This is a genomic window from Butyricimonas sp. Marseille-P2440, from assembly GCF_900091675.1.
Lineage (GTDB): Bacteria > Bacteroidota > Bacteroidia > Bacteroidales > Marinifilaceae > Butyricimonas > Butyricimonas synergistica.
The window spans coordinates 258,464-270,950 of record NZ_LT594609.1; the positions used below are offsets into that span (position 1 = coordinate 258,464).

Annotated in this window: 8 protein-coding genes; all 8 read right to left on the minus strand. The window is 46.0% G+C overall.

The window, feature by feature from the left end:
- Positions 1–16: 16 nt before the first annotated feature.
- Positions 17–937: an ABC transporter ATP-binding protein gene (locus BN8899_RS07065; RefSeq protein WP_026207768.1), complete on the minus strand. Its 921-nt coding sequence runs from the start codon at positions 935–937 to the stop codon at positions 17–19.
- Positions 938–959: 22 nt separating this feature from the next.
- Entirely contained in the window at positions 960–2,630 is a 1,671-nt protein-coding gene (locus BN8899_RS07070; protein WP_018338971.1) for a PKD-like family lipoprotein, read from the minus strand.
- A 17-nt stretch (positions 2,631–2,647) separates the two neighbouring features.
- Positions 2,648–3,412, minus strand: a complete 765-nt coding sequence (locus BN8899_RS07075) for a DUF4843 domain-containing protein (RefSeq protein WP_018338970.1) — start codon at positions 3,410–3,412, stop codon at positions 2,648–2,650.
- 27 nt (positions 3,413–3,439) lie between these two features.
- Positions 3,440–4,993: a RagB/SusD family nutrient uptake outer membrane protein gene (locus BN8899_RS07080; RefSeq protein WP_018338969.1), complete on the minus strand. Its 1,554-nt coding sequence runs from the start codon at positions 4,991–4,993 to the stop codon at positions 3,440–3,442.
- A 16-nt stretch (positions 4,994–5,009) separates the two neighbouring features.
- The gene (locus BN8899_RS07085; protein ID WP_231932289.1) at positions 5,010–8,357 is read right to left on the minus strand and encodes a SusC/RagA family TonB-linked outer membrane protein; all 3,348 of its coding nucleotides are present in this window, start codon (positions 8,355–8,357) and stop codon (positions 5,010–5,012) included.
- Positions 8,358–8,505: 148 nt separating this feature from the next.
- On the minus strand, positions 8,506–9,747 hold the full coding sequence (locus tag BN8899_RS07090) for a FecR family protein (protein ID WP_065218885.1): 1,242 nt from the start codon (positions 9,745–9,747) through the stop codon (positions 8,506–8,508).
- Between the two features lie 279 nt (positions 9,748–10,026).
- Positions 10,027–11,718: a PKD-like family lipoprotein gene (locus tag BN8899_RS07095; RefSeq protein ID WP_018338966.1), complete on the minus strand. Its 1,692-nt coding sequence runs from the start codon at positions 11,716–11,718 to the stop codon at positions 10,027–10,029.
- Positions 11,719–11,735: 17 nt separating this feature from the next.
- The gene (locus tag BN8899_RS07100; protein ID WP_018338965.1) at positions 11,736–12,482 is read right to left on the minus strand and encodes a DUF4843 domain-containing protein; all 747 of its coding nucleotides are present in this window, start codon (positions 12,480–12,482) and stop codon (positions 11,736–11,738) included.
- Between the last annotated feature and the right edge of the window lie 5 nt (positions 12,483–12,487).

A 12,487-nucleotide genomic window follows, 5' to 3' on the forward strand; every position in this document is an offset into this window, starting at 1 on the left:
GAATATAAAATTAACCTTACTTTCTGGACAACTCCGCAAAAATCGTATCCAAAGAACTCTTCTCCTGTTGCAATTCCGTCAACTGCCAACCTCGGGTGAAACTTGCCTCCACGATCCGGTTCATCACCTCCCGCGCGTCCGAGAAATGAATCCGGAAACGGGGACCTCCCAACTCGTCCACCCGTACCACGCCCGGAAGGGCTTGAATATCTTCCACCGGGGGGACCGCCGCCAGCGACACCAGCAACGTACTCGGCTGGATATAGTTGTCGAATTCATGCACCGTACCCGAGAACACCAATGACCCTTGCTCGATCATCCGGATATAATCGCAAGTCGCCTGCACCTCCGTCAGGATATGCGTCGAGAGAATTACCGTCCGCTCCCGGGCAATGTCCTTGATCAAGTGGCGCACCTCTACGATCTGGTTCGGGTCCAAACCGTTCGTCGGCTCGTCGAACACCACCAGGTCCGGCTTGTGGATAATCGCCTGGGCAATCCCCACACGCTGCTGGTAACCGCCCGACAGGTTATGAAGCACCCGTTTGGCGAAATGGGTGATACCGCAACGCTCCATCGCTTCCCCGATGGCAGACTTCACCTCGCGGGTCGGCACATGACGCAACTCGGCGCAATACTCCAGGTACTCCTCCACCGTCAAGTCCGGGTGCAAAGGCGGCACCTGAGGCAAAAATCCGATATGCCGCTTCGCCTCCACCGGGTTCTTGCTCACGCTGATCCCCTTGATGTAAACGTCCCCCTCCGTCTGCTTCAACACCCCGCACATGATATTCATCGTCGTGGATTTCCCGGCTCCATTGGAGCCGAGTAACCCGTAAATACCATTTTTTGTTATTTCAAAATCTATATCCCGTATCGCCCACTGCACGCTGTAACGATGGGACAAATGATCTATTTTTACTATTGATTCTGACATACAATATGATTTATATCCTACTTTAATACTGATCTATAATTTGTGTATCATTATTCAACTCTTTTAAAGAAACCACCTTACCCCCTACATTCAATATCTTAATCACTTTAGGATTAACTGTCAAAGGTTCACCATACGGTGTACTATACACGATAAAATTTCCTTTTTCCGTACCCACAAACAATCTGCCATAGGACTCGTATGCCCCCCAAGCCATATACGTCACTCGATCATTCGGATCTTCCAATGTAATGAATGGCTGATCTCTATATCCCAAAGCACGATCGATATAACGGATCTCATTTCCCTTATTATATAATACGTAATCTTGCTTTTGTGCTCCATAGTTTGATCCTATTCTGGTCAAGAAAAGAGTTCCTTCTTGCAAATTTCCCGCAGGAAACTCCATGAGTCTATTGTCACTTCTGTTTTCCACCTGTCCGGTATTCGCATTCGTGGCAAACTCTGTCCACCAAGTCTTACCGGAAACATCATTGTAAATCATCCCAAGAACCGGATAATTCCCTCCCATAAAAGGATGCCCCGCCTCCTTTACATACCAGAGATACAAAGGTTTCGTTCCTTCCGGCATATTCCAAACCTCAGCACATCCATCAATCTCCATACTTGCCGTTGATTTTGTCGATACCAAATTGGCTATCTGAAATTGCTCGCCATCTTCAACCCAACTTCCCATTCCAGAACCGGGAAACCATTCCTCAAATTTCAACGCTCCACTCTTCGTGAATAAGATTGTAACCACCCGTCTATTCAAAGCGTCATAACACGGTATGGGATCAAACCATGTTGAAGAATGACCAATATGTGAAATACTATATCCCTTGGCGTCCAAAACCATCGGTTCCCGACCAAATGCCCCCATCAAATTATTCTTACTCATCATCCGGCGATACAACAACCCATCCGCATCTTTCACAAAAGTCTGTAAACCGTAGTCGGTTCCTTTTACATCATATCGAGCCGTGATATTTCCGGCACACGGCACCTCTTCCAAATTTCCCACCTTCATGAAATTCTCACAATTAATCTCGTACATCCCGGAAGAAGTGACCACCGTAATCGTCCCCATCGTCCCGATATGCGTGGCCCCACTAGCATAATTCATAAATTGGGGAGTCCCGACAAGCTCTTCACCGTTCGTCTCTGCATAAACATTTTCTCTCAACTCGTAACTCCAAATGCCGGCATCCGCAACACGCTTGATGAAAGAAAGTTTGGAATTTCCCCCGTTTTCCGATAACACAAACCAATCTGCCGAAGCATTTGTAGGTGTAAAAGTCACAGATATCGGCAATACAAAAGTAACTCCGGTATTTTTTTCAATGATCGAAAATGTACCACTTCGAGGTTTTGACTCAATCTTCACCAAACCGATCCGCCCAATAAGCTCGTTAGTCGGCATCTCAAAATCCACCTCATGACTCAACACCTCGTTTTCCAACTTCCACTCGTAAGTCACTTCCGATGCCCGTTGTAAAGAATCCACACTCCACGAAAAATAGGGACTTCCTCTAAACTTCGTTATCTCTCCCGCACGTGCGGTCATTTGAATTGTATTTTCCTTCCAATTCGGTTCATTGACTTTTTTATAATCATAATTTCCTTCATCATCAAAACAGCCTGTTAAAAAGCCCAACATGAAGATTCCTAAGAATATTATACTATTTCTCATACTCTTTCATTTTAGCATTAAACCAATGAATTCAATATACGTTGGTATTTTTCTCCATCAACCGGATCATCTAAATGTTCATTCAACCACTTTTTGAACTGGTTGACCATATCAATCGCTTTTGCCGGATTCTCTTTGATCAGCTCGCCATTGAAATCGTTAGCCTCTTCTACTACCTCCAAGAACAATTTATACTTCTCGTAAGAATACTCGCCCAATAGGGCATACCGCACCTCGTAATCCCACCACTCGGGAATTCCCTCCACGTTCGTCCACACGATCACGGCACGCCGACGTTCATATTGCCCGAGGTCCACCGTTTCATTCGGGACAAGCTCCACTACCAAGCGGATGCCCTCTTCGCCCAACGACACCAAACGATCCGATTTGTTCAACGTCACCGTGATTGTATCCCGGATTTCCTTATCACCCTCTGCCACGGGACGGGCATGAAAAGTATATTGCTCCTCCAACGTGTATTCCCCCGGTTGGGCAGTAGAAGCTTCCTCTATGGCCTTCAATCCAAAATGCAAATCCGAATCCAACATCGTTCCGGACAACTGCACCGCCAATTTCACCTGTATCGATTTCGTCCCATCCGGATAATAAAAGAAGGATGCTTGAGTCGTATCTGCCTGCTCGGTTCCCGGAGCTAGGGCATTCATGTAAAATTTATCGAAATAAATTTGATGTTTCCCGCTAAAAATGTTGATCTCATCCTTGCTACAAGCAGCGGCTAACAACACAAACGTAACGAATAATATATATATACCTCTTTTCATAACATTTCTTTATCGAGTTCAACTGATTTATTTCTGATCCGCTGGCAAAGGCAAGCAAGCCTCGCTTTTTGTCAATTTCCGGTTCTGCTCAAAAGGAGCATCCAATCGCTTGTACAAGTAGAACAACTGCCCTTCCGAAATCCACTCCCGACGCGCATCCTCCACCAAATCCGTCACGAATTCCGCAAAGCTGTTTCGCTGGGTCAACACATTCGCCAAACCGCGCTTCTCCCGGATGTCATTCAAGATAGAGTATGCCTCTTCGAAATTTCCTTTCTTGGCATAATACTCAGCCATAATGTAGCGCATCTCTGTCAAACGCAATACCGGGGACATCCTCAAATGCTCGCTCTCTTCAGGATTTCTTGAAGGAACATACCACTTACCCGAAATCATATACACACCTTGAGCATAAAAAATCAGGTTTTTGGAACGAATATCCGTTTCCCATTCGTCAACACCGCGACTCTTGAATAACTCCTCACGCCGTACCACGAAATAAACATTACGAGCTCCTCCACCTCCCTCTGGGGCTTTCGGTCTGAAATAAGTTCCTAAACCGGCATCTTCATACGCTCTTTTATTATAAGCAGCAAAAAGCACGCTTGATTTCGACTTATAATCACCACGGGCATCAAAGGTTGCAATACCATTAGGATCATCGGGATCACCGACAACGGAAGTCAATCCGTTAAAATTATCTGTAAAAAAAGCCTTACCCCCATTTTGTGTTCCAGCCTCCACCACCTCCTTGGCACAGGCAAAAGCCTCGTCAAGACGGTTTGCATATTGATACACACGTGCCTGCAAGGCAACAATTGCATAATAATTCAATCGATAAGCCCGTCCGTAAAAGAAGTCCTCGTAATCCGCACCTGAGGGCAAAGAGGTCCGTGCCGACGCTGTCGCATTGGCTTCTTTCCCCGCTTCTGTGGTATCATACACGGCAACCAACTCTTTGGCACGTTTCAAATCGTCAATCACCTTCTCCAAGAACGGAGTCACCTGTATGCTCGTTGCCAAGATATTCGGGTAAGTTTCAACATAAGGCACATAAGTCTGTTGGTCATCATTCACGGGTGCCGGAGCAAACAAACGCAGCATATCGAAGTGCATCAACGCCCGACAGGCATACGCCTCTCCCATGATCAGACTTCTCTCCAACTCGCCTTGCCGAAATTGGTCGGCAGAAGCCTGCTCTATATTCTGAATCAAATCATTTGCATTGGCAATCACCTTGAAAGCAGACAACCACACTTGGTTAATCATATCCCGAGTCGTATTGTTCAAATACCTGAATCCCTGAAAATCTCTATACGCATCATTACTATTCACCTGATCATCACTCAAATCATATTGTTGGGACATACAATCCAGCATCTCAAACGACAACTCCCGACCATACAAATTAGGAGCCCCCATGGATTTATACAAACCGTTCAACACGGCTCTGTATCCTTCTCCTTCAGCAAACAAATGCTCCGACTCAAATTCTCCCTCTTGCTGCACATCCAACCAGCTCTCGCAAGCCGTGAACGACAACAGGAATACAATGGCTAATATTCTACTATATATTTTCATATCACTGCTTTTTTTATCAAATTCCTATACTAACCGTAAAACTATAATTCCGTGAAAAGGGATAACTCGTACCCCGCTCCTCTTTCACCGTCGACAACCGGAACACATCGTTCATATTAAAACGAACGGACAACGTGTTCAGACGATATTTCGAGATCAAAGCCCGATTGAAATCGTATCCCAAAGAGAGTCCGCTAAGATTAAAATAGTTATAGTCCTGCACGAACCGGGAGGTCACCTGGGTTTCCGTATTTTTTCCCATGTCATAGAAAGGAGTACGATCACCCGGTTTCACCCACCGCTGCGTCAACACGCGTTTATCCACGTTATCTTTGTAAATATGCGCATTCTCCACCTTGTTCAACAAGGTCTCGTTGTATGCTTGGGCACCCCATTGATACATGAACGAAGCGTTCATATAAAAACCTTTCCAACTCACGTTCAATCCCAAAGACCCTTGTGCATCCGGGTTTTTATCTCCCACAACCACTTGGTCGTTGGCATCCCACGTGTAGGTCGACATTCCGTTTTTCTTGATAAACCGCTCTCGTCCGTTTGCCGGGTCGATCCCTTCCGAACGAACCGCATAAAGAGCTGATTTGGAGGCACCTTTGTAATACAAAATGACTGGACGAGTCAAAAGATCCGCATATTCTTTATTACCTTGACCATTTTTAAAATTCTCCCACTCTTTCAATATCGCCGCATTGTATGCCTGCACGTCTTCGCCCAATTCCGTGATCACATTCTTGTTATGTCCTAATGTACCGCTAACAGATACCATCCAGTCCTTATTACGGAAAAGCGTGGCATTCAAACCTAATTCGATACCCTCGTTCTTAATTCCGCCGGCATTCACGCTGTAAGAGGTAAAACCAGAAGATTTGCGCACGTTGATATTATCAATCAAATCCGTGGTCTTCTTGCAATAATATGCGAAGTTCAACGAAACTAAGTCATTCAAGAATCCCATGTTTAAACCAAGGTCCAAAGTATTGGTCTTTTCCCAAGTCAACTTCGGGTTTCCCAACGCCAACAATCCGGCAGAAGGTCCCGTGAAATACCAGGCATCGGTATCGACTTTATACGTCGTGGTTGCCATACTCGCCGGGAAGCTCACGTTACCGGTACTACCGTAAGAACCTCTCAATTTCAACGTGGAAACCAACCAACTGTCCTTCATGAAAGCATAATTATGAAAATTGATGCCGACTCCAAAAGACCAGAAGGGAGCCCACTGCTTGTCTTTCCCGAACTTGGAAGAAGCATCGAAACGGAAAGAACCGTCCAACAGATAGATATCCTTAAACGAATAATTGACCGCACCCAAGATCCCTATTTTCCGGTTTTTACTGGACGAAACACTGGTTTTATCCTCTTGCCTTGCCGCATAAATCGGGGAATAAGCATTACTCAACCCGAATCCCGTGAACGAATAAGAAGACGACTCGCTCTTATCCTCGCTCAAATCCACACCGAAAGTCACATTCAAGAAATGGTGCTCGGAGAACGTGTTGTTGTAATAGAACATCGCCTTACCACTCCAGCTCCAACCACTGCTGTTGGAAATACTTAATCTTCCCTTATGCTCATCACCGGTCCCGCCGAAAGAGCTTTCTCGGGGATCAACAAACGATGTCGTTTTTCCTGTCTGTTTCCGAATGCTAAAAGAACCCTTGAATTGGAAACCGTCCAAAAAATACATATTCACATTAAAATTGTTCGTGATGTCATCATTGGATCCCCGTCCATCGAAACTGTTCAAATAATGCACGTTATACAACGGATTCGTCGCACTATAGCTCCCGACAGAAACTTCTTTCAACATTTCACCATTCTCATCGTACAATTCTACGTAAGGTTTTAACGTCGTGTATTGGGAAAAATCCCCGTAGGGTGAATTTTCCGATTGCGTCCGGTTATACGTGATGGAATTCAACATTTGCAACCACTTTTTCGGTCGGTAATCCAAGGTCAAGCCGGCACCTATCCTTCTGCGGTGGGAACCTTTCATCACTCCGTTGTTACTGTCGTAACTCAAATCCAAGCTATAACGGATACTCTCTTCTCCCCCTTGGATATTCAAGCTATGCGTGTGGTTGAACACATTGCGCAGCGGCTTGGACAACCAATCCGTATCCACCCCCCGCAAAATATTGTTCAATCGGGCATGATATTGCTGGTCACAATAGGATTGTGAATTGTTTTCATTGGGAGTATATTCCCCAGACAACCGTTCCACTTCCAGCATCTCCTTCGCGTTACAAAGATTGTAATCCGACAAATCCGGAAAATCCGCACCTCCGCTAAGGTTATACGTGATGCGCATCTCTCCCGGCTTTGGGGCTACCGTGGTCACGACTACCACGCCGTTAGCCGCCTGCGAACCGTACATTGCCGTCGCTGCCGCATCTTTCAAAATCGTCATGCTCTCGATACGGTTCATATCCATATCGTAAATCTTCTGCACGTCCACCTGGAATCCGTCCAGAATAAATATCGGCAAATTCGGGTTATCTTTCAAATTCGTCCGCTGGGTACGCCGGTTTCTCTCAGCTTCCAACCCCTTGTTGATCTCGATAGACGATTCTCCCCGGATATTGAACTCCGGCAAGGCGTTCGGGTCCGAACCCCAGATATTATTCTCCTTGAGGCGGAAAGAAGGATCGAATACCTGCAATGCGGCAATCACGTTCTTGTTGTTCGTCTTCATCAACTGGTCTTTCGTCACCGTGGTCACATTTCCCGTGAAACTCTCCTTGCGCACGTTCATGTACCCGGTCACCACCACCTCGTCCATCTTCACCTTATCCTCCTTCATCACCACGTTGATCGTGTCCTTGCCCGTGTATTTCACCTCTTGGGTAACCATGCCCACGAACGTGTAAACCAACACTACCTCTTTCATTTCCGGCAACGCCAGCGAGTAGCGTCCCTCGGCATTCGTGGCAGTTCCGAGATTCACGCCCTTGACACGTACCGTTACCCCCGGCAAAGGTTGTTTTGCCTCGTCCGTCACCCGACCGGCAATACGGATTTCTTTCTTCTTCTCTTCCTCCTTCACGGGTTTCAACACGATCACGGCATCCTCGATCACGTAAGTCAAACCCGTCCCTTTCAAACACTCTCTCAAGATTTTCTCAATTTCTGCGGCCTTGACATTCACGCTAACCTTCCCGGCTTTATCCAAATCCTCCTGGTTATACATGAACACGAAAGTAGTCTGCCGCTCGATCTCCCACAAAACATCCTTCAAATAAGAATCTTTCATCGAGATAGAAATTTGTTGCCCAGCCTGGGAATACACGGATGCGTTCACGCTCGTGATCCCCAACAAAACAAATAATAGGGTACACTTCATCATAAGCCACAACTTTTTAAACTTCCCGAGATTACCTCGCGGAAACATCGATTTTTTTTCCATAAATTTGTCACTTTAATGCATTAATAATTATCTCTACCTAAGCGGAGGTAATTCGGACAGGAAATGTTACCGGCATTTCCTGCTTTTCTTATCTACCGCATTTAACTTTTAAAACTTTACCGATTCTATCTATTTTTACTTTACCATTCAACTCGAAAATTCGCAACAACGGCTCGATCGTCTCGTGGCGGCTCATGTTAAACCCGAACCGCAAATCTTTCACCTCCTCGCCGTCATACTCAACCGTCACATCATACCAACGCTCGACCATCCGCATGATGTCCTCCAAGCGCACATCACGGAATCGGAACTTACCGTCTTTCCACGCCGTGTAGTAACGACTATCCACCTTCTCCACGCACACCTTCCCTGTCGTTTTATCCAAAACCAACCGCTCATCGACCTTCAACCTCCTCGAACCGTCAATTCCTTTCCCCGACACAGCCACGGCACCCTGCGCCAACGTCGTACTCGACTCGATCTCGTTACGATACGCGAAAACATTAAACCGCGTCCCCAAAACCGTCACGTCGTAACACGCCGTCTTCACGACAAACGGCTTAGCCTCGTTCCGCGCCACCTCGAAATAAGCCTCTCCCTCCAGTTCCACCTCCCGGGAATCCCCGCAGAACTGCACGGGATAACGAATCCGGGTCATCGAGTTCAAGTACACTAGCGTCCCGTCACTCAACACTAACCGGTACTCCCCGCCTTTCGGCACCGTCACCACGTTATATACCAAGCTATCCGTCGGCACCATCCCCGTCGTGTCCCGGTAAGAAAGCAAACTACCGCTATTCCGCACGATCATACCCTCGTCACCCCGGATATTCCCGGAAATTGTTGCCAAATCAACCACGTCACCGGTCGACAACGTCAACGAGGCCCTCGAACCACCCGGTTCTATCACGTGGCTCGCCATTACCGGCAAACCGTCCTTGTCCCCGTTCCATTCCTTCCAGAAATACAATACCACACACAAGGGAATCAGCAACACCGCCGCGTAACGGGCAACTCGTACCCACACGTTGATATACCTTCTTTCACGGCTCAATTTCCTCTTGTAACCTTCCCACCCGGCATCCTTATCAAAAGAAGCAAAACGCTCCTTCTTCGCCTTCCGGTTCTCCTCATCCAGCACACGTTCATACAATCGCCTGTTTTTATCGGAACGATCTCTCCATTCAGCCAATTTTCTTTCTTCCTCCTCCGCCAACTCCCCCGCCAGAAAAGCTGCAATCCACTCCGCCACTTGAAAAGGAGTGCCGTCCCGCCACATCCCGTTTTTACTGGAATCATTCATCTTGTCATCTTTTCTTCTCGTCATCATAGATAAATTTATTGTCTATAAAATCGTTCTTTTACTCCTATAACACGAAAATCCATATCCATGGGGAACGGGAAATCCATTTTTTTCAATTATTTTTTCAAAAACACAAAATAATCAGGCTACCAACAATTTAAATCCTAAAGAAAATAACTACAATACTTACAAAAAACAATATTAAAACACAGTCAGGCAACAAAAGCTTTTACACCCCATTACCTGACTGCAACTTTTAGAAACAATAAACTCTACACCATCTTCATCACCCTAAAATCATGACCATCAATACCAGTCTTCAAAACTCGTATGCCAGCCGATCTGCTTCATGGAAACGACCTTGCCACCCACATTCTTTTTAAAGAGCAACCGCGGAGAGGCTATATTGGTTATATCATAAGCAAAAATATTTCCGTCTTCACAACCTACCCACAATTGATCCAAATTGGCATAGGCATAAGCCAAGGACGTAATTTTAGAAGAAAATTCAGCATTGAACTCTAAAAACCGCACGCTTTTATCATAATAACCCGTATTGCGCTGTATGTAATACAATTTATTGCCCACAGTATAAAAATCTCTATATTTTGCGGCATTAACTTCTGCACTAATGTCACGTTGCGATGCACTGACAAGAAAAACCGAAGAGGCATCCAATTTCACGGGCAAACGGAACCAACGCTCAAACCCCATATATGTCAATGCACTATTCCTATTATCATACGAAAAATCACCAACAAACGTGTTTTCAGTAGATCTCGTGGGATCGTTATAATAAATCGTAAAAAGTCCTGTCGTTCCACCATATCCCCAACTGATATGATTTTTTGCGGAAAGATAAAGGACTTCCGTCCCTTCCGGGAATCCAGCTACTTCCACCGCATAATCCTCTTTGATCGGAATTACCCGTGTCTTGTAAACAGAGGTACCTTCTCCCATTTCCCCACTTTCATTAACATCTACCCTCCAAGTAGTCGCCATCACAACCCTTCTGTTCTTTTCGTCATAGCAGGGTATCATCCCTCCATATAACGAATGTCCGATCTTCGTAATTCTATATCCCTTCGCATCAATATAATAAGGTTCCGAGAGATACTTCCCGCTCAAATAATTTGCGGATCTCATTCGGGTAAACAACCGCCCATCTTTCGTGGCAACAAAAGAAGCCGCCCCCTCCCCGAAACTCGGGCTTTGCGGGGCTTTCTCTTTCATAATGGCAATATTGAAATTCTCAGGCGTACCATCCAAAAATTGATCTTTCACCTCGCTCACCTTCTCCATGTTCTGGGTATTCACCTCGTAGGCCACTTGATCGGTAAGAATCACGCAAGCGCCACTGGGACTCACGTCACGCGAAGTCTCCATCACCAAATCAAGCGGTTTACCCGGCACCTCATGCCCGTTAATCTGCTTGTAGACATTATCGTTCAGCTCGTAGCCCCAAACCTTTTCCCCAGCTTCCGAAACGACTCGCCGGCGAATAACCGAAACCTTAGAGTTCCCGCCATTCTCGGACAAGATAAACCAATCATTCACCGCAAATCTCGGGTAAATCCACACGTAAAGACGGGCGGGGAAAACAACCCCGGTCTTTTTCTCGATCACGTTAAACGTTCCCCACTCTCCTTGGCTGTTACTATAACGTTTCATACCGATCTTCTCCACCAATTCATCCGTAGGTATCTCAAAATCCAATTCTTCACCAATTACCACATCCCCGATTTTCCACTCGTAACGCACCTCTGCGGCACGGGCGGCAGAATCGCCTTCCCAGCGGAACATGCTGCTACCTAAAAATTTCATCACCTCACCATCACCCGCATAACCATATATATTCTTGGGGGATATTTCATTAAATTCTTGTACCCAGATCGGGGGATTTAACTCTGAATAGGTGTAGTTTCCCTCATCTTCAAAACATCCGGTCAACCAACCGAACATGAACAATACAAAATATAGTTTTATATTTTTCATCATACATTCTCGTTTATCAATTAAATTTCCACTTTCATCCATTCATAATGCTCCTCATCCCAAGTCGGATTCTCTGCCAGATATTGCTTGAACAACTTCGTCAGTTTGAACGCCTCATCCGGATAATTTTGGATCATCTCGCCATCTAATTCATAAGCTCCCGGCACATTCTCCAAGAACAATTTATACTTCAACGACGAATAATTCCCCAACAATCCGGCGGTAACTTCACCCGTCCACCATACCGGTTTCACGGCATCCTTCGTCAAGTGAATCACGGCTCGGGATCTCTCGTATTGACCGACATACAACTCTTCCGTCGGCACGATCTCCACAGTCAGACGAAGCCCCTCCGGCAATTCATTCAAACGGGCACTCCGGTTCATGCGAATCTGTATCGTATCCAAAATCAACTTGTCCCCCTCTGGAATCTCGCGGGCACGAAACGTGTAAACATCATCCAAAACATATTCATCCGGCTTTGCTGTGGTCATCTCATCCACCACTTTCAACCCGAAATGAAGATCCTTCGTCAAAGGTCTTCCTGCCAATGCCACTACCACATCTGCCATCACGTGGTCATCCGTCGGCTTGGCAAAAAAGAAAGTCACATCCGTGGAATCGGCCTTTGACGTACCCGGTTCCCTCTCGTCCATGAAGAACTTATAGAAATAAATTTCATGACGATCACCGAACGGCTCAATATCCTGCTCGGAACAAGCCCCGAATACGACAGCACAAATAGCGAACAATAATATTCTTTTCATACTCT

What these genes read in the sequence shown, in the direction of transcription:
- BN8899_RS07065 (WP_026207768.1), bottom strand. Translation starts at nt 937, where the DNA reads ATGTCAGAATCAATAGTAAAAATAGATCATTTGTCCCATCGTTACAGC.
- BN8899_RS07070 (WP_018338971.1), bottom strand. Translation starts at nt 2,630, where the DNA reads ATGAGAAATAGTATAATATTCTTAGGAATCTTCATGTTGGGCTTTTTA.
- BN8899_RS07075 (WP_018338970.1), bottom strand. Translation starts at nt 3,412, where the DNA reads ATGAAAAGAGGTATATATATATTATTCGTTACGTTTGTGTTGTTAGCC.
- BN8899_RS07080 (WP_018338969.1), bottom strand. Translation starts at nt 4,993, where the DNA reads ATGAAAATATATAGTAGAATATTAGCCATTGTATTCCTGTTGTCGTTC.
- BN8899_RS07085 (WP_231932289.1), bottom strand. Translation starts at nt 8,357, where the DNA reads ATGATGAAGTGTACCCTATTATTTGTTTTGTTGGGGATCACGAGCGTG.
- BN8899_RS07090 (WP_065218885.1), bottom strand. Translation starts at nt 9,747, where the DNA reads ATGATGACGAGAAGAAAAGATGACAAGATGAATGATTCCAGTAAAAAC.
- BN8899_RS07095 (WP_018338966.1), bottom strand. Translation starts at nt 11,718, where the DNA reads ATGATGAAAAATATAAAACTATATTTTGTATTGTTCATGTTCGGTTGG.
- BN8899_RS07100 (WP_018338965.1), bottom strand. Translation starts at nt 12,482, where the DNA reads ATGAAAAGAATATTATTGTTCGCTATTTGTGCTGTCGTATTCGGGGCT.